We start from the raw sequence: 14,997 nt of genomic DNA, 5'->3' as shown, positions 1-14,997 counted from the left end.
AGAACAGGCACGTTAGAGGCAAGGTGCGTTGAAAGTATGATCATAAAGAAGTCGAAGGCCGAGATCGAGGCCATGAAGGAAGCCGGTCGCATTTCGGCTTTGGTGCTGCGCGAGGTGGGATCCCATGTTCGAGCGGGCGTGTCCACGCTTGAGCTGGACGAGCTGGCGGAAACCATCATCCGTGCAGAAGGCGGCATACCTGCGTTCAAAGGCTACGGCGGATTTCCCGGTTCGATTTGCGCATCGGTGAACGACCAGATCGTGCACGGCATCCCTTCCGCGAACGTGGTGCTCAAAGACGGCGACATCCTGTCCGTCGATACGGGTGCGACGGTTGACGGCTGGGTGGGGGACAACGCCTGGACCTACCCCGTAGGGAAGATTTCGGCCGAAAAGCAGCGCCTGCTCGAGGTGACCGAGCGGTGCATGTGGGCGGGCCTTGACGCTGCTCGGCTCGGCAATCGCCTGGGCGACATCGGGCATGCGGTGCAGTCCATCGCCGAAGCGGCGGGCTTCGGCGTGGTGCGCGAGTACGTGGGGCACGGCATTGGACGCGACATGCACGAGGATCCCAACGTGCCGAACTTCGGCCGGAAGCATACGGGCGTCAAGCTTGAGGTTGGCATGGTGCTGGCTATCGAGCCTATGGTGAACGTGGGAACGTACAAGACGCGCGTGATGCCCGACGGATGGCTGGTGTGCACGCGCGACGGCCTGCCTTCGGCTCACTTTGAAAAGACCGTGGCAATCACCGAAGACGGTCCGCTTATCCTGACCACGGAAGAGGGGCACGAGCGCCCGGTGTGATCGCCTAAAGACTCTATGCAAAACGGAAGGCCCTCATGACGAGGGCCTTCCGTTTGGAGGGGGGAGGGACGGTTGGCTTAGGCGCCGTAGTACTTCATGGCTTCCTGAGCGGCTATGCGACCCGTCACGGTGCCCATGCACATGGAGGCGCCGCTTACGGCATAGCGCATGTAGAACAGCTCGGCGTTGGCGATGGTGCCGCCACCGTACAGGCCGGGGATGGGCTTGCGATCCTTGTCGAGCACTTCCGCCTTGGTGCTGATGGCAAGCTGGCCGAACGAGTCGTTGGTGTTCGGCGTGATCTGGACAGCGTAGAACGGCGCCTGCACGACGGGCTGAAGATCTTCGGGCTTCTTATGGAAGGCCGGGTCCTCGCCAGCTTCGCAGAGCTTGTTGTACTGTTCGATCGTCTTCGTCAGGGGATAGCCGGGCAGACCTGCTTGCTCGGCAAGCTCTTCGATGGTGTCGGCGGTGTTGACGACGCCCTTTTCGACGCCCTTCTTCAGCAGCTCCATGCGCTTGTCGGTCTGCTGCGAGTCGCAGATGATGAAGAACTCTTTACGGCCGCTCTGAATGAACGGCGTGAAGTAGTCGAATTGGCTGGTCATGGATTCGTTCGCGCAACGGTAGCCAAGGTCGGTTACGAACACGCCCGTGTTGATCATGCGCAGCTGCGACAGCTCGTCGTTGAGCGGCAGGGGCTCTTTGCCCACCAGGTGGATCTGCGAAAGGCCGCCCTTGAGCAGCGTGAGGGCTCCGGCGTCTTTGCCCAGCTCGATGCCGTCGCCCGTGTTGCTGGGGCTCGAGAAGGTGTGCCAGCCCACCGTGCCGGGTGCGTACAGCTCTTTCGACCAGTCCTGACCGTCGAACCCGCCGGAAGCCAGCATGACCGCTTTGGCGGAAATCGTGTACTCGGTGTCGCCCTGGCGCGCGACCACGCCGGTTACCTTGCCGTTTTCGGTGAGGATCTTGATAGCGCGCGTTTCCATCATGACTTCAGCGCCGTTTTCCTCGGCTTTGGCGATGAGCGTATCGATAATGCCCTTGCCTCCGTTGGTGGATACCATGGAGCGGTCGGACACGCCGTCGCCGGGCTTCTTCTTAAAGTCGCAGCCGAAGCCGACCAGCCAGTCCATGGCCGCGCCGCCGTTTTCCGCCACCATGCGGCAGATGTCCATGTTCGCGTCTCCGTCGGACTGATCGAACAGGAACTGGGCGATTTCTTCAGGGGTGCCGTAGTTGGTAAGGCCCATGTCGTCTTGCTTCTTGGAGCCGCAGCAGTAGAAGTTGCCGGTGCAGATGGACGAGTCGCCGCCCGAAACGGAGTGCTTTTCGAGCACGATGACGCGCGCGCCTGCGAGAGCTGCTTCGGTGGCGGCGCTCATGCCGGCGATGCCGCTGCCGATGACTACGATGTCGGTGTCCTTCGATTCCTGGGACTTGGCCGGCGTCTCTGCAACTGCCTGAACGGTATCCGCTTTGGCCGTGTTGCCGCTTCCGTTCGAAGCGCCGTCGGATTCCTGCGCGGCGGAGCCGGTGCTTGCCTGCGGTGCGCAGCCGGCAAGTCCGCTGCCGGCAACTACGGCAGCCGTTGCGCCCAAGCCGAGCAGAAACGACCGACGCGTGAATCCTTGCGATGCAGCCTCGGCAGCTTCGATACCCTTGTTGTGCATGATGTCCTCCCAATCCTTGCGGTTTCGCGAACCTCCCTGTTCGCTCTGGGCCCATCATACGAACGGAGGAATCTCGAACCAGCACCAAAAGGGGTGGGGAAGGTGAAATCGTCAAGCAAAGCCGCCCACCCTCCATAATGGAGGGTGGGGCTGGCGACTGCTTTTTGAATGCTTTGACCTGCGAAAATCGATGCGGCAAGACGCCTATAGCGCCGTGCGGTCGCGATAAAGCTCAACGCGATCGATAAGGTCTTGCTTGTCGATCGATCCTGTTTTTTGATAGACGTTGTGGATGTAGCCCTTGATGGTGTTGGGCGACAAGCCAAGCTCGGCTGCGATGTAGGTGCGTGTTCGTCCCTGGCAGAGCAAGGCGAGGACTTCGCTCTCGCGTGCGGTCATGGCGTGCTTGTCTGCGAAGGCCCGAAGAAGCGCGGCGGGGTCCTCGCGGTTTTCGGGCGCGGGCGAGTTTGCTTGGCTTGCATGTTCGGAGTTGTCCGCCTGCTTTTGGATTCTGCGTTCGAGCCGCGTGGACAAAACGGGGTTCATGGCCAGCACGAACAGGGAGGTGAGCGATATGAGGGCCAGCCCGGTTGCGGGGCTGCCCTGGGCCAAGACCCGCGCCCCTAGGGCCACGCCGGCAAGAATGAGCAAGCCGCCGATGCCCAGTGCGGTTCCCAGGTACACCCAAAGCGACACGTTGTCACGTTCGCTGAGCTGGCATACGATGATGCGCACGTTCATGCAGGAAAGATAGAAGGCTACGAATACCAGCACGGTCGCGGCGATGTGCGCCGCAGGCGAGGTGACGAAGGGCAGCGCGACAAGGGCGATGGCCACGATGGGGAACAGCATGCCGTACAGGTCCGACACCTGAACGGCTCGTTTGCGCAAAAACGAAGCGCCCAGCATGATCATCGAGGCCACGACGATTCCCAGCATGGCTTGCGCCTGGATGGGAATGATGTCGGTTTCGGCAGTGGCAGCAACCTGGCTGACGGCTCCGAACGCGAACGAGAACACCGCCAGATACGAAACGGCTTTCACGAAATCGATGACGCCTGCTTCCGAGATGCTGATGCGCCTTCCCGCCGCTTCAAGCTCCTGCCGAGCGATCAAAGGCACCGCCGACACGATGATTATGGTAAGCGCGAATGCAAGCTCCATGATTCCGCTTGCCCAGAAGATGATGGTCGCCGCGATTCCGCCTATCAGGTAGGCTAGGGGGATCGCGCGCGCCAGGGAAGGGCCGCCTTCTCGCGAAAGCGCGGATATTCGCCCTATCCATCCCAATTCCGCAGTTGCAAGACCGTATCCGATACTGCCCGACACCACGATGGCGTAGAGCCATCCGCCCTCGATTGCCCCAAGAAGCCGAGCAAGCATGAGCGCGTTGCCAAGGAACGCCGCACCGAATGCCGTGGCCATGCGCAGGCGATGCTCCGCCTTGCGGCGAAACACGTGAAGGGCCGCCGTGATCAGCATAGTGGCCGTGTACGCGATGAAGAAGAGCGCGCCGAACGAGTTCCCGGCTCCGTGCGAAAGGCTCATTTCCTGCAGAAACGTGCTCGATATCATGAGCGGGAGCGTGAGCCCGCACACAATGCCGTAGCCCGCGGAGACCGTGATCAGGCTGCGAAGGTCGTGGTGCGCGTTGCTGCTTCCCGTGCTCGAGGTGGCGTGGGCGTCCATGTTACTTCAGCTGCTTGCCGTCGGTATCCCAGTAGAAGCGCTTGAACTTCGGGATTTGGTTCAGGTGCATGATGCGTGCCCACATGTTGTGCACGAACGAGTCCGACCCGTAATGCAGCGGGTAGGGCTCGGCTGTGCGACGCAGCACGTCAAGGGCTTGTTGCAGGCGCGCGCGGTTCTCCATGCTGCGGTCGAGCACGTAGCGGGGCACGCAACTGTACACGAACGGGTCGTACGCTTCGCGGTAGTCGATGCGCTCTCCCAAGATGAATTCCCGCACGATGAGCGTGACGAAGTTCACGCCGCCCAAGCTCATGTAGTAGGTGTTGCGCCCGCAGCGCGTGTTCACCTCGAAGAACCGGAAGGATCCGTCGCGCTCGTCGTACTTGATGTCGAAGTTCGCGAATCCTCGGTACCCGATGCGGGCGAGCATGCTCTTCGCGGCCTCGATGATGGCTTCTTCGCGTTCCCCCATGATGCACAGCGGGTTGCCGAGCGCGGTGGGGTCGTGGTCTTGAAGGCATACGACGCCGCCCGACACCACGCGCATGTCTCCCGACGCGTCCGAGAACGTGGTGAGCGTGCGGATGGCGTCGTCGCCGCCGGGGATGAAGTCTTGCAACACCAGTTCGTTGTTGTAATCGGACGTGCGGATGCTGCGCCACACCTGGGCAAGCTCTTCCGGCGTCTCGATCTCGTAGATCTTGCGCCATCCCTCGATGGTGGCGTCTTGGAACTGCGCCGAGTTCGAGGGTTTGGCGATAAGCGGGTAAGGGAAGTCGTGCACGGGCAGCTCGTCGGGACCGTTTTCGCCGCAGTCGAAGTACCAGGTGCGCGGGTAGGGGATGCCCAGTTCTTCGCACAGTTCGTAGAAGCGCCGCTTCTGCGTGATCTCGTCAAGCAGATCGAAATCGATGTAGGGGACCGTGTAGCCTGCGGCCTCCAGGCGCGCCTTCCCGGCGGACAGCATGCGCGCGTGGCAGTCGTCGCAACCTAGGACCAGCAGCACGCGGTCGGGGTCTTCGGCGTGCGTCTGCGCGGCAACGCGCTCGAGCGCGTCGTACAGGCCTTCCGGATCGTGGATGAGCGGCTCCAGGCGATAGTCGGTGAAGCGGCTGCTCGACAGCATCTTGATGTCCTGCGTTGCCAGCACGATGGTGCGTTCGACTTGGTAAGCGCGATGGAGTTCTCGCACGTAGCTGTACGCCAGGATGTCGCCGCCTGCGACGACGGGCTGTAAGCGATGCCGCACGTCGGCAGGGTTCGTGATGCGGGGGTTCTGCACGGTCATGTCTTGAATCTCCTTGTGGGTCGAAATCTTGCCTATTATCCCACAGTGCGCGCGGCGGCGGCTGCGTTTCGCGAAAGTGCCCATATCGCGTTTTCGTGCTTTCGCCGCCGCGCGTTTCGACGGTGGGGCCGAGGTTCTGTCAAAACCAGCGAGTTTTGCGGCGATTTTTCGCCCTGTCGAGGCAATGTGGTTATGAGCGTTTTTTATCATGCCTGATCACAGGTTTGCAGGTTGGGTTTATTCTGGGTTGAGGACCAGCAAAACTCTTCCGTTTTGACAAACTTGCAACGTTCAAGCGGGATGCGCTCCGCCACAACGTGCGCGGTCCGCTTGCTGACGGGCTTGGCTCCGCGCGCCCGCGTCGCGCCGGCCCCCGCGCACCCGCCCCTGCGCGCCTGCCGCGTCGGTTCCCGCGCCCGCACTCGCGCCGCCTCCTCCTGCGCTCCCGCGCCGCGCCGGTCCCTTATTGCATGTCGAAAGACATCAAGAAAAGAAGAAAGACCTGGATGGCGTTCATGCTTATCTGGGTGAAGAGGAGAAGGGTGCGCCCTCCGTGTGCGTCGGTGCCGTGTACAAGGCCCATCGCAGCTAGCTTGTCCATGAACGCGTACATGACGGCGAACAGTGCGCAGCAGCCCGTCATGAGGAAGCCCATTTCAAACGCTTCGTATTTGGAACCGATGCGGTCGACGCCGTTTGCGCCTATATGGAGCGGAACGGTATCGGGCATAGCGAACAGGACGGCGAGCCCTGTCGTGACAAGGGGGAGGGCGGCAAGCGCGATCATTGCGATCAGTCCGGAGCGTTTCATCGCTGTCCTTTGCTGCATGCGAGCTTTGAAGCCGACTCTTGAGCGGGATGCTTGGACTCAGGGTCGGCCGGTCTTGTTCTTCCAGTTTACGACAAATCGCTTGTTCTTGCGCTCCCTGCGGGTTTCGTGAAATGCAAGCAGGAGGGGAACGGGTGGCGTATTATATCGAACGTTAACGACGTAAACCCGTGCCGCGCGGACAAGGCGGCGCGTACGCAGGAGGAGAGCCAGCTACATGTGCGGATTCGTGGGATTCACCGCGGTCGACTACGACCAGGAGACGAACAAGGCCGTGGTCAAGGACATGGCGGATCGCATCGCCCACCGCGGGCCCGACGACGAGGGATTCTTCGTCACCGATGACATTGCGATGGGTTTTCGCCGCCTGTCCATCATCGACCTTGAGGGCAGCCGCCAGCCCATGCAGAACGCCGACGGCACTGTGACCGTCACGTTCAACGGCGAGATCTACAACTTCCAGGAGCTGCGCGCAGAGCTTGAGGCGCTCGGCTACGTTTTCAAGACCAACGGAGACACCGAGACTATCGTGCACGGCTACGAGGCGTGGGGCACCGGTGTGTTCGAGAAGTTGCGCGGGATGTTCGCCATCGCCATCTGGGATGCGCCGAACAAGCGCCTGGTGTGTGCACGCGACATCTTCGGCATTAAGCCGTTCTACTACCAGCATGCGGGCGACCGCCTGATCTACGGAAGCGAGATCAAGGCGTTCTTGGCGCACCCGGCGTTCAAAAAGGAACTCAACCGCGAGATGCTGCCGCAGTATCTGTGCTTCGAGTACATGAACGATTCCCAAACCATGTTTAAGGACGTGCACAAGCTTCTGCCCGGTCACTTCATGGTGCTCGAGAACGGCCAGCTGCGCACGGAATGCTACTACAAGATCACGTACAAGATCGATGACTCGAAGAGCCTGGAGGAATGGGCCGACGAGATCAACCGCGTGTTCGACGAGTCCGTGGCTGCGCACGAGATAGCCGACGTGGAGATCGGCAGCTTCCTGTCGGGCGGCATCGACAGCTCGCTGGCGGCGTACTGCATGGGGCAGCATGCGCCCGACATCAAGACGTTCTCGGTGGGCTACGACATCGGCTGCGAGGACAAGATGGCCGAGATCGCCGCTCAGTCCGATTTCGAGATCAAGCTCAACGAGCTGGACGATGCGACGGCGTTCGCCGAGTGGGCGAACCTGCCGAACTTCCAAACCCAGGTGAGCGCCCAGGAATTCCTGGACATCGTGCCCACCGAGCAGTACCACATGGACGAGCCGTTGGGCGCGCCCAGCGCCATTCCGCTGTTCTTCGTGAGCAAGCTGGCGCGCGAGCAGGTGAAGGTGGTGCAGTCGGGAGAGGGAGCCGACGAGTTGTTCGGCGGTTACTGGATCTATCATGACCAGTACGAATTCGAGAAGTACTTCAAGGTGCCGCGTCCTTTGCGCGCCGCCGCTGGCGCCGTGGCCGAGAAGCTGCCGACGTTCCACGGCCGCCGCTTTGCCATGCGCGGGTCGGGCGGGCCGGAGAAGAGCTACCAGCGCGCCAGCATGAACTACATGTGGGACGAAATCCCCAATGTGCTGCGCAACTACGAAGGCCCCTGCAAGCCGTGGGAGTGGTGCAAGCCGCACTTCGACGCCGTGGCGGACCAGGGCCTGGACATCATCACGCAGACGCAGTACGTGGACATGGTCAGCTATATGCCGTTCGACATCTGCCTGAAGGCCGACAAGATGTCCATGTCCCAGTCGCTTGAGCTGCGCGTTCCGTTCTTGGACAAGAAAGTGCTCGACGTGGCGCTGCAGCTGCCCACTGCCTGCCGCGTGACCGACGAGCACGCCAAGTACGCCCTGCGCGTGGCGGCGAGCAAGCTGGGCTTCCAGAAAAAGGTCGCGCACATGCCCAAGCAGCCGTTCATCACGCCGCTGACCGTGTGGCTGCAAACGGACGAGTACTACAACCGCATCAAGGAGGCGTTCACGGGGGAGGCCGCGCAGGAGTTCTTCAATGTGGATTATCTGGTGCAGATGCTCGATGACCACAAGTCGGCGGACTTCACCACGGTCGAGGGCCGCGGCAAGCTCAAGATGATGCGCATCTGGAACATCTACTGCTTCTTGTGCTGGTACGAGGTGTTCTTCGGCAAATCGAGCGAGAAGTTGGCTCCGAAGACGAACGTGGCGTAGCGCTTCAAGATTTCGCACGTGAAAAGCCGCGGCACCCGATGGGAGCCGCGGCTTTTTTGCATGTGGGGGTTGCAGGCGGACGGCGAAACGGAGCGGGACCCGCGTGCGCCGGAATCTTGCCGAGCGGAGGTCGCTGCGGCGGCTGGATCGGCTCCGGCGAACGTGCTTTTGCCGCCAAGCTTGTATCGGGAGGGACCGTGCGCACGAAAAACCGCCCTTGCTGGCAGCTTTTGACGGTTAGGGGTTGTCGATTCGAGCACCGCTTTCGCTGTCCCTTGGCTCGGATTCCATTTTACCTGGTCACAGCGTTGAGCCGTTTCGCTGCGCTTACGCAGGCGCCCGGTACGCCGGGTCAAACGACCTCAAACCGTCAAAAGCTGCCAGCGAGGGCGGTTTTTCGTGCGCGGACCTTCTTCGCGAAGGCGGCGCAGGGAGCGCATGCGCAAGGAAGGCGAAGAGGCGAGAAAGCGGGGCGCGATCAGCGAAGGATGCAAGCGCGCTCTCGTGACCAAATTGCAAAACATGCTATCTGAACAGGGTGAACGGCAGGGTAATCCTTTTCTGGTGAAGTCGTCAAAAAGGGCGGTTTCGTTAGTTTCGTGTGTCGCGGGCCCCTTCTGGTTCCTTCAACATGCGAAGCGCATCGCAAAAATGCGAAGCGATTTACATCTAGGGAAGGGGAACTATGAAAGGGAATGCAACTGCTGCGAAGAGCGTGATAAGGGTAGGGCTTATCGCACTCGTTTCGCTTGCGCTGGCTGCAATGCTGGGGCTGTCTGCATGCGGCGGGGGAACGTCGTCTTCGGAGGTGGCGACCGAGGATCGGACCAATGCCAAGCAGGTCATTATGGCTGCTGGCGATTTGTTCACGATGATGGACATGGGCTTGACCGATGCCGACAGCCCGGCCGTCATCTCTCAGGACGATCCGGCTTATGCGGAGTTTTTCGATGAGCTTCTGAAGTATAAGAAGGTTGCAGATCTTGATGTTCAGGACGTGCAGATCACGGTGTCCATTCAGGCTGTGCAGGCGAGCACTGCACGAGAAGACAGCACTCAGGTGAACTATCGCTATTCCGTTACCGATGCAAGCATGAAGGTGAACGGAGCGTCGATTTCTTACAGTGCTGACAAGGGCTTTTCCAAGAACTAAGTGATCCGACTTTACGTAAAGGAGCATCATCATGGAGACTATATCTCGTAGGAACTTTCTTACTTTGGGCGCTATGGGCGCAGCGGGCGCCGCTGTTTGCGGGCTGGTTGGCTGCGCTCCCCAATCCGCTGAAAAAAGCGGCTCTGGCGTGGCCGCAGGCAATGGGGAGACCATTAACTGCTCGGGTATCGTCGTGAATCCCGAAGAGGTTACCGAGGTTATATCCACCGGCATCGTCATCGTGGGCGGCGGTTTTGCGGGGCTTGCATGTGCTGTGCAGGCCGCCGAAAACGGCGACGATTTCATTTTGCTGGAAGGCCAGGCCACGCTGGGCGGCAACGGTCAAGGCGTGGAGGGCACGTTCGCCGTCGATTCCCGTTTCCAGAAAGAGCAGAACGTTTCGTGCGATCGCTCTATCATCATGCAAGAAGAACTGGGCAAGGCCCAGTGGTGCCCGGATGGATTGCTGTACAAGGACCTTATCGATGCTTCCGCGGACAATATCGAGTGGCTGGTGGATACGTGCGGATGCAAGCTGAGCGGTCTGATAGACAACTATCCTTGCGGAGCGGTGGCGGGCAAAGTCAACTCGTTTCATTGGTGGGAAGATGGCGCCGCGTACGTGGGCTATGTTCTGCCCATGCAGGCTCGCTTGCGCGAGAAGGGCGCGGACATTCGCTTGAACAATCGCGCGCTCGAGTTCAGCTACGACGAATCGGGCAAGGTCAACGGCGTGTACGCTATCGACGCGTTCGGCGATTTGGTTCAGTATCAGGCGCAGGTCGTGGTGCTGGCTACGGGCGGCTTCGCCAACGATGATCGTCGCCTGACCAAATGGGGCTTCAATCTGGAGACGCTTGAACGCATCGGCACGCCCGGCCATTTCGGAGACGGCGTGAACATGGCTTTGGCTGCGGGAGCTGCCGAGTTCTCCGGTGTTTGCTATTTGAAGTACAACCGAATTTCTCATCAGGTGGAAGTGTTTGGCCCTCAGTGGTCGGCGTTCGCTTTCGGCGGCCCCATGCTTTGGGTCAACGAGGACTGCGATCGCTTCGTGGACGAGTCGTGCGCGCTTGTGGTCGAGAACGTTATCACGCAGTCTGCGCCGATTCACAATCAGAATGGTCATTGCTTCAGCGTGTTCGATCAGGCTATTTACGACAAGCAGATCGCTCAATACAACCCCGAGGCTATTTCCGACTGGGGCGTTGATATCACCGAGCAAATGGAAAAGATCATTGCCGAAGGCGACGACGTATGGCGAGCGGATACGCTGGCTGCCGTAGCTGAAAAAGCCGGCCTCGACGCTGCGGCGCTGCAGGCTGCAGTAGACGACTACAATGCAAAATGCGCTGCCGGCGTGGATGATTTGTACGGCAAGAAGGCCGAATACTTGACGCCTATTGCTCAAGGTCCCTTCTATATTTGCGAGATTCACGAATGCATGGAAGGACCTTTGGGCGGCGTTCGAACCGACCGCAAGTTCCGCCCCGTTTTGGAAAAGGGCGGCGTCATGGAGAACGTGTTCGTTATCGGCCTTGACGGTATCATGCTGTATCGAGACGTCTATCCCATGGATGTCCCCGGATCTGCGAGCGCCGAGTGCTTGAACGGTGGTCGCTCTGCTGCCAATCAAGCTCACGATCTGCTTCGCGCGTAAAGCGAGCCGACTTGCTGCTTGAGCGATCGGCAGCAAGGTTTCGAGTCCCTCCCTTGCAAAAGCCAGGCCGAGCGTACGTTCGGCCTGGCTTTTGCTTTCGGGAAAGCTGGTGTGCGAGGCTAGCGCTTGAAAGCCTCGATAGCGTCTAGCAGCTCTTGACGGTTATGCAGGTTGCACTTGGTGTAGATGTGTCGCAGGTGGGTCTTCACCGTGTTCTCGGACAGAACCAGCATTTCTGCGATATAGGGTGCGCTGCGGCCTTCGGCGAAAAGGGCGAAGACGTCCTTTTCGCGTGCGGTGAGCTCGTAGGCGTCCGCAAAGCGATCGAGGTGGTCTTCCTGCTTGTCGCAGGCGTCTAGGGAGCTGTCCGCCGTGCTCGCTTCTACATCATCGCGTTGGCGGCGCCACAGAACGGTGCACAGGCGTGCTAGTCCCATAACCGCAATCAGCAGCAGATAGCTTAATGCCATCATCATGATGCTGTTCGTTGCGTTCGCTGATCCTCCCAATGCAATGCCAATGAGCTGTCCAGCCAGAATGCCGGCTTGCTCGGCCCCCATGGCGACGGCGAGGATGCGCAGGGGGGACGTTGCCGTCGTTTTCGCATAGAAAGCAACCAGCGTCCATACCAAAATGTCGAATCCGGCGTAGCCGATGGGGATGAATATGCGGGTCAGGCCCTGAACGTCGTTGGTGTAAAGCCCTACGGTCATAACCAGCAGGCCAAACACCATGAAGGAAAGGCACGCATTGAAAAGCGATTCCATGCGTCGCGCGGGCGCCGTTAGGCTGGCTATAAAGAACAGCAACGACACGATGCCTCGTAATCCGACGATGTCGATGATCGTTTGACGCTCGGTGGCGGCGGGAGAGAATATCTCGAAGCTGCACATGAGTCCGAAAGCGATGCAGAATACAAGGATGAACGCAGGAAATCGAACGTCGACTCCCAGCACGTGCGCTTTCGCGGTCATGGTTTGTTCGGGTGTTTGCTCCGCTTGATCAATGCGGTAAGGGTCCGTGTGCTGGAGTTTCGCATCGATTGCGTACAGCGCGAAAGATACGAGGGGCAAAACGATTATGAAGGTGCCTTCTGCGATGGGGACCAAGCCTTCGGTAAGGATGTTGATAGCCAGTCCCAACGCCCAAGCGCCTGCAATGTGGGTCATGGCTTTGGCGGGTCCTTGGGCGATGCAGATGCGGCCCCATGAAATGTTGAGCACAGCCATTGACGAGCCCGTGACGAAAGCCCCTGCCATAGCAAGCGCAGTCATATTGGCGCTTGCGGCAAGAAGGATGGATGCCGTAGAAATTGCGCCTGCTACTGCTGCGACCAAGGTGGTCTTGACGCTCCATATCGATGAGGTCTGCCGTTTGGCGGCGACGGCCAGTGCAAGAAACACGATGGCGCTTGCCGTTAGCATGACTATGAACGATTCCTGGGCTAACTCAGGCGCTTGCGCAAGATCAAGCCCCTTTCGGTCGGCCAGCACGAAGTACAGGGAGTCCCCGAACATCGCCCGATCCATCCAAGTCCAGAAAAAACTTGCGCCAACAATTGCGAGCCAAGAAGAAGAGCCGCTCAGAGCTTTGAAATTCATAACACCGTTTCCCCAGAGGCGAAGTATCGAACCGCAACATCATATCATGATGCGCGACAGGCGTTTTCCAAAGCTCTAACCTCTTGCGCTATCCGCGGGACAGCTTGCCTTTCACCTTGCCGATGAGCGAGCCGACGAACGCGGCTTCGGGTACGCGCAGCTTGATGGACAGGCCGAACGTCACCAGCAGCGCCACGATTCCTCCGACGAGCACGTACGTCAAGGCCAGAGGGATCGATCCGGCGATGGGGGCGACGAACGCTTGCAGCGCATACAGTACGCCGCCGCCGGCCAGTGCTCCCAAGCCGCCGAACACCAGGCCGGAGAAGCATGCCTTCACCACCGACCGCAGGCCGAACGCCCCCAGGCGGCTGCGCAGGTAAGCGAACAGGCACAGGTCCGCCACCACGTAGAACAGCACCTCCGCAACGGCGATGATCTCGATGGGGAACCGGTCGATGTTGGCGGCGCCGTAGACGGTGAGCGCGATCTGAGCGGCGCCGGCCACGAAGTTGAACGCTGCGAACACGCCCATCTTGCGCAGGCTGCTGAAGATCTTCTGCAGGTACGTGTTGACGCCGTACACGGGCAGGGCAAGCGCCAGCACCGCCATGTACGAGGCGATGGATGCGACGTTCTCGGAGGTGAACGCGCCTGCGTTGTACAGCGTGACCAGCGGCAACGAGAACACCATGAGGTACATGGCAAACGGGATCATGAAGAACAGGATCTGGTTCGTGCCCCCTATGATGCCGCGCTTCACGCCTTCCATGTTGTTCTCGGCCTGCATGTCGGCCAGCTCGGTGAACATGGCGGTGGTGATGGGCACGGCCAAAAATGCGTAGGGCAGCGTGAACCACTGGCGCGCGTACAACAGGATGGACGGCCCGTTCGAGGCGAAGCTGTAGGCCGCCGCGTTCTGGACCGACACCACCGCGAACGAGCACAGCATGACGAACACGGCCGGCACGCCGATCCCCAGCGTTTCGCGCAAGGCGGGATCGCGCAGGTTGATGCGCGGCCTGATGCGGATGCCGTTGCGCTTGAGGGCGGGCAGCTGGATAGCCAGCGCAACGAACACGCCCAGGGGGTTGCCGATGGCTATGATGTAAAGCGCAAGCTCGGGGTCTTGCGGGGCGACCGCTGCGTACAGCAGAAACGAAGCGATGACCACCACGCTTTGCGCCGCCGGGGCGATCGACGACCAAAGGTAGTCCCTGTTGGCGTTGAGTAGGCCCGATACGATAGCCGTCGCACCGGAGAACACGATCTGGATGGCGAAGAACTGGAAGAAGAACACGGAGAGCGCCATTTCGGATTGCTCCGAGAAGAAGCTTTGCGTATAAATGGCGACTCCCGGAAACGCGATGCAAAGCGCCGACACCACGCCCAGCAGCAGCACGACGATGGTGAGCAGGTTCGAGGCGTACTCGTTGCCAGCCTCACGCCCCAGGCGTTTTTTCACCGACAGGTACACGGGCAGGAAGGCGGTCACGATCATGCCGCCTATCACCAGCTCGTACAGCTGAGCGGGAAGGTTGTTCGCCACTTGATAGGAACTCGACAGAAGCGTAGAGCCCAGCGCGAACGCCATGACCCAGGTGCGGACGAAGCCGAGCACGCGCGAGATCAGGGTGCATGCGCTGATGAGCGCGGCCGACGACCCGACCGCAACGGTTGTTTCCTCGGGCTCTGGCGAGGGGGTGATGGTCTTGTCCGTTCCGCCATGCTTGCTGATGATGGGCAGCTCCGAGGTGGAACCTGGAAAGGCCGCGCGCTCTTCGCGCGTGCTCCGCGCGGCTGCTTTCGCGGCATCGCGCGGGTCGGGGGTCTGCGGTTCGAAGGGGTCGCGCGGAGGCGTGGTCCGGTCGGGTCCGGCATGGCGCCCGCCGATGAATATCTCGGACGTCTCTCCTGGAGCCGCCGAACGCAGACGCGCCTTCGCGCTGGCGGGGTCGTGGCGCGGCTCCGGCTTCGGCACGACCGTCTGGGCGACCGCGGCCGCGATGGCGGTGCGATCGAGGCCTGCGTGGCGACCGCCCACGAATATCTCCGAGGTGGAACCGGGGTCGGCGGGGCGCATATGTTGAGCTCGTGCGAGCTTGTCGGACATGG

General features: G+C 60.5%; 10 protein-coding genes. 4 read left to right on the top strand and 6 right to left on the bottom strand.

The features are described from left to right. Positions 1-36: 36 nt before the first annotated feature. Positions 37-807, top strand: coding sequence for a type I methionyl aminopeptidase (map, locus tag LG373_RS07225; protein WP_216529446.1), 771 nt, complete (start codon positions 37-39; stop codon positions 805-807). Between the two features lie 77 nt (positions 808-884). Here map and LG373_RS07220 read toward each other — a convergent pair whose 3' ends face one another. The 4 genes from LG373_RS07220 to LG373_RS07205 all read right to left on the bottom strand — a co-directional run bounded on the left by LG373_RS07220 (position 885) and on the right by LG373_RS07205 (position 6,271). Then, a complete protein-coding gene (locus LG373_RS07220) occupies positions 885-2,480 on the bottom strand; it encodes an FAD-dependent oxidoreductase (RefSeq protein ID WP_225749415.1) in 1,596 nt (531 codons plus the stop codon). A 204-nt stretch (positions 2,481-2,684) separates the two neighbouring features. After that, the gene (locus tag LG373_RS07215; RefSeq protein WP_225749414.1) at positions 2,685-4,169 is read right to left on the bottom strand and encodes a helix-turn-helix transcriptional regulator; all 1,485 of its coding nucleotides are present in this window, start codon (positions 4,167-4,169) and stop codon (positions 2,685-2,687) included. 1 nt (position 4,170) lies between these two features. Further along, positions 4,171-5,460, bottom strand: coding sequence for an ATP-grasp domain-containing protein (locus tag LG373_RS07210; protein WP_225749413.1), 1,290 nt, complete (start codon positions 5,458-5,460; stop codon positions 4,171-4,173). Between the two features lie 463 nt (positions 5,461-5,923). Next, on the bottom strand, positions 5,924-6,271 hold the full coding sequence (locus LG373_RS07205) for a DUF1648 domain-containing protein (RefSeq protein ID WP_225749412.1): 348 nt from the start codon (positions 6,269-6,271) through the stop codon (positions 5,924-5,926). 235 nt (positions 6,272-6,506) lie between these two features. On the opposite strand from LG373_RS07205, the gene asnB reads away from it, so the two are divergent. From asnB to LG373_RS07190, 3 genes are all read left to right on the top strand, one after another. Beyond that, a complete protein-coding gene (asnB, locus tag LG373_RS07200) occupies positions 6,507-8,468 on the top strand; it encodes an asparagine synthase (glutamine-hydrolyzing) (RefSeq protein WP_114567187.1) in 1,962 nt (653 codons plus the stop codon). Between the two features lie 685 nt (positions 8,469-9,153). Next, positions 9,154-9,621 carry a hypothetical protein gene (locus LG373_RS07195; protein WP_225749411.1) on the top strand — a complete coding sequence of 156 codons (468 nt, stop codon included), beginning with the start codon at positions 9,154-9,156 and terminating at the stop codon, positions 9,619-9,621. A gap of 31 nt (positions 9,622-9,652) precedes the next feature. Further along, positions 9,653-11,281: an FAD-dependent oxidoreductase gene (locus LG373_RS07190; RefSeq protein ID WP_114567189.1), complete on the top strand. Its 1,629-nt coding sequence runs from the start codon at positions 9,653-9,655 to the stop codon at positions 11,279-11,281. 119 nt (positions 11,282-11,400) lie between these two features. On the opposite strand, the gene LG373_RS07185 is transcribed toward LG373_RS07190, so the two are convergent. Together LG373_RS07185 and LG373_RS07180 are read right to left on the bottom strand one after the other, a co-directional pair. Beyond that, on the bottom strand, positions 11,401-12,882 hold the full coding sequence (locus tag LG373_RS07185) for a helix-turn-helix transcriptional regulator (RefSeq protein ID WP_225749410.1): 1,482 nt from the start codon (positions 12,880-12,882) through the stop codon (positions 11,401-11,403). 88 nt (positions 12,883-12,970) lie between these two features. Beyond that, entirely contained in the window at positions 12,971-14,995 is a 2,025-nt protein-coding gene (locus tag LG373_RS07180) for a murein biosynthesis integral membrane protein MurJ (RefSeq protein WP_225749409.1), read from the bottom strand. Between the last annotated feature and the right edge of the window lie 2 nt (positions 14,996-14,997).

Origin of the sequence: Paraeggerthella sp. Marseille-Q4926, assembly GCF_916618935.1 — a bacterium.
Lineage (GTDB): Bacteria > Actinomycetota > Coriobacteriia > Coriobacteriales > Eggerthellaceae > Paraeggerthella > Paraeggerthella hominis.
Note: the sequence above shows the minus strand (reverse complement) of the source record. Positions and strands in the feature narration are given on the sequence as shown.

Bases quoted from the DNA above. Each gene is read 5' to 3' on its own strand.
- map (WP_216529446.1), top strand. From the start codon at position 37: ATGATCATAAAGAAGTCGAAGGCCGAGATCGAGGCCATGAAGGAAGCC.
- LG373_RS07220 (WP_225749415.1), bottom strand. From the start codon at position 2,480: ATGCACAACAAGGGTATCGAAGCTGCCGAGGCTGCATCGCAAGGATTC.
- LG373_RS07215 (WP_225749414.1), bottom strand. From the start codon at position 4,169: ATGGACGCCCACGCCACCTCGAGCACGGGAAGCAGCAACGCGCACCAC.
- LG373_RS07210 (WP_225749413.1), bottom strand. From the start codon at position 5,460: ATGACCGTGCAGAACCCCCGCATCACGAACCCTGCCGACGTGCGGCAT.
- LG373_RS07205 (WP_225749412.1), bottom strand. From the start codon at position 6,271: ATGAAACGCTCCGGACTGATCGCAATGATCGCGCTTGCCGCCCTCCCC.
- asnB (WP_114567187.1), top strand. From the start codon at position 6,507: ATGTGCGGATTCGTGGGATTCACCGCGGTCGACTACGACCAGGAGACG.
- LG373_RS07195 (WP_225749411.1), top strand. From the start codon at position 9,154: ATGAAAGGGAATGCAACTGCTGCGAAGAGCGTGATAAGGGTAGGGCTT.
- LG373_RS07190 (WP_114567189.1), top strand. From the start codon at position 9,653: ATGGAGACTATATCTCGTAGGAACTTTCTTACTTTGGGCGCTATGGGC.
- LG373_RS07185 (WP_225749410.1), bottom strand. From the start codon at position 12,882: ATGAATTTCAAAGCTCTGAGCGGCTCTTCTTCTTGGCTCGCAATTGTT.
- LG373_RS07180 (WP_225749409.1), bottom strand. From the start codon at position 14,995: ATGTCCGACAAGCTCGCACGAGCTCAACATATGCGCCCCGCCGACCCC.